Origin of the sequence: Holdemania filiformis DSM 12042 (assembly GCF_000157995.1) — a bacterium.
GTDB lineage: Bacteria > Bacillota_I > Bacilli_A > Erysipelotrichales > Erysipelotrichaceae > Holdemania > Holdemania filiformis.
Map to the genome: position 1 here is coordinate 1 of NZ_GG657585.1, position 2,458 is coordinate 2,458.

At 49.0% G+C, this 2,458-nt stretch carries 1 protein-coding gene; it reads left to right on the top strand.

Features of this window, described 5'->3' with window-relative positions:
- A partial coding sequence (locus tag HOLDEFILI_RS19990) for a hypothetical protein (protein WP_006061406.1) occupies positions 1–2,331 on the top strand: 2,331 nt, incomplete at its 5' end.
- Positions 2,332–2,458: the final 127 nt, after the last annotated feature.

Below are 2,458 nucleotides of genomic sequence, written 5' to 3' on the forward strand. Positions count from 1 at the left end.
GATCCGGCGAAGCGGAAGGTGACGATGAGTGTGAAGGTTGTCGCCCGCCAGGTGGGAGAGATCCGGATCACAATGAAAACAACGAATCCGCTGGTAAGCAGTATAGAAGAAAACGGGATCTTGAAGCAGCTGACGTTGGATGCCCGGGACGTGCGGAATATTAAAAACGGAATAGAACTGGAACTGAACGGGGAGGCGCTGGACAGCTTAGGTAATCTATCGGCGACGAAGCTGAACTGGAGTACGACAGACAGTCAGGCAGCGGCCATCACAGTAAAAAATGGGAAAGTAATCCTGACACTGAAACAGGCGGGAACGGTGACAATTACCGCAACGGCGAATGATTTGTATAAGAAACAAGCGAGGGTCACTGTCAGGATCCGGGACTATGAGCCGCGGATCAGTACGAATATGGTGACGCTGAATCCGGCGAAAACGGTGGGAGAAGTCATCCGGTTGTATCCGGCGTATGATAATGAAATTACGGAAGTGAAGCTGATGGAAAACGGCGAGCTTTCAACGCGGTTTGAAGCGAAGCAGACAGGGGAAATCTGCCTGTTGGATAAGACGGTGAAAAACGGAAGTTATAAAAGTACGCTGCGGCTGGAAACGAAATATGGAAGCTATGAGTATCCGATAACGGTCAAGGTCGCGAGAAGTAATGTAAGTCCAGGTGTAAAATGGAATGAGAAGCTGAATCTGTTCTACAATCAGGGAGAGATTCAACTGACGATGGATCATAAAGGGAATACGGTCAGAACGATGAAGCTAGAAGGATCGGAAGCGTTTGAGCGGAATTTCCAGATCGATGAGACGGGAAAGATTCAAGTCAGAGGCCTGGAAAAAGAAGCGAACGGGAAACTGAACCTGAGCGGAACGTTGGTGATTCAGTATGAGGAATATGAAGAACCAGTCAGCGTAAAGGTGACGATACCTACAGTGACGACGAAGCCGGGATACAGCTTGGAGAAGAGTACGATCACGGTGAATCCGAACTATGGAGAAAAGGAAATCGGACTGGAACTGTTGGATGCGAAAACGAAGCAGGCTGTGGATTTAGAAGGTTTGACGATCGGAATGGAGCCGGTCAGCGGAAACGCGGCGGAAGGGATCAGAACAGAGAATGGGAAGATCTGGCTGAAGCTGACAGGAAAGTCCGGAAAGATCAATATCACAGTCAAGGGAACGAACTGGACAAGCGTACTGAAAACCAGTTTGACTGTGAATGCAAGCACAGCGGCTCCAAAAGCGAGCGCGAAGAAAACGAGCCTGACGCTATACAACAGTTATTTGAAGCTGAATGATGAAAGTGAAGCGGCGATGAATCTGACGAACCTTGAATTATCTCAGGAGAAGCAGGTTTTAGTGCCAAGCGTAAAGAATGAGAATACGGATCAGATCGAAGTGATCTATGAAGCGGGGAAGATTAAAGCGAGACTGTTGGACAGTACAGTGAAAGCTGGAAGTTACAGTTATAGCTTTATCCCGAAGGATGAAAAGGGAAAAGAACTGCCGAAGATCACGATCAGTGTGAAAGTGAATGGCAGCGCAGTGATGATGAATCTGAGTGCATCAGGAAATATCAATCTGTTGACCCGGGAAAGCAGCTATGCGACAGTGACGCCGAGCATCACAAATCAGGCGGATACCGTTGGAACGATTGAACTGATCGGAGCGGAAGCAGAACACTTTGAAGTGAAGCTGAACGAAGCAGGGAAGATTGAGATCCGGGCGAAAAGCGGAGCGAAGCTGGAAACGGATAAAACGTATGAGCTGAGTCTCAAAGCGGTGGGGAAGCGAACCGGGGAGGAATTCTATAATACAGTAAAAGTAAAGACGGTACAGAGCTATCCAGGGATCAAGCTGAACGCAAGTACGCTGACGATGTACAGTAATGTCACAGGCGAGATCAGCCGGCAGGAGATTGGAATCAGCCTGACGAGTAATCAGGCAGCGAAGATCGAAGGGCTGGAGCTGATGGGGACTGCGGTTCAGGAAGCGGCCTTTGATTATGAGCTAGTCAAGAAAGAAGACGGGAGCTATGGAATCGCCATTGAGCTGAAGGATGGAAGCGGATTGAAAGCAGGAAGCAGTCAGACGTTGAAGTTCAAGGTGAAGTATGAAGACATGGCGGAGAACACGAAGAAGTATTCAACATTCCAGATAACCGTGAAGCTGGCGTCGAACGCGAACACAGGGAGCTACAGCGCAAAGGAAACGCTGACGATTACCGGCGCGGATCGGGTGTATTACAAGGTAGGCGAAACGATAGAACTGAAAGCTTGGGATGGCGAGCAGGAAGCGGAAGTGGTATGGTACAGCGGGAAATGAGAGTCTGGCCAATGTTGATGAGAAAGGAAGAGTTACGCTGAAGGGAGCGGGAACGATTCTTATCTATGCCAAAGGAGAAGGGCAGCGATTGGGAACGCTCAGTTTGACGGTATATGCGGCGAATATC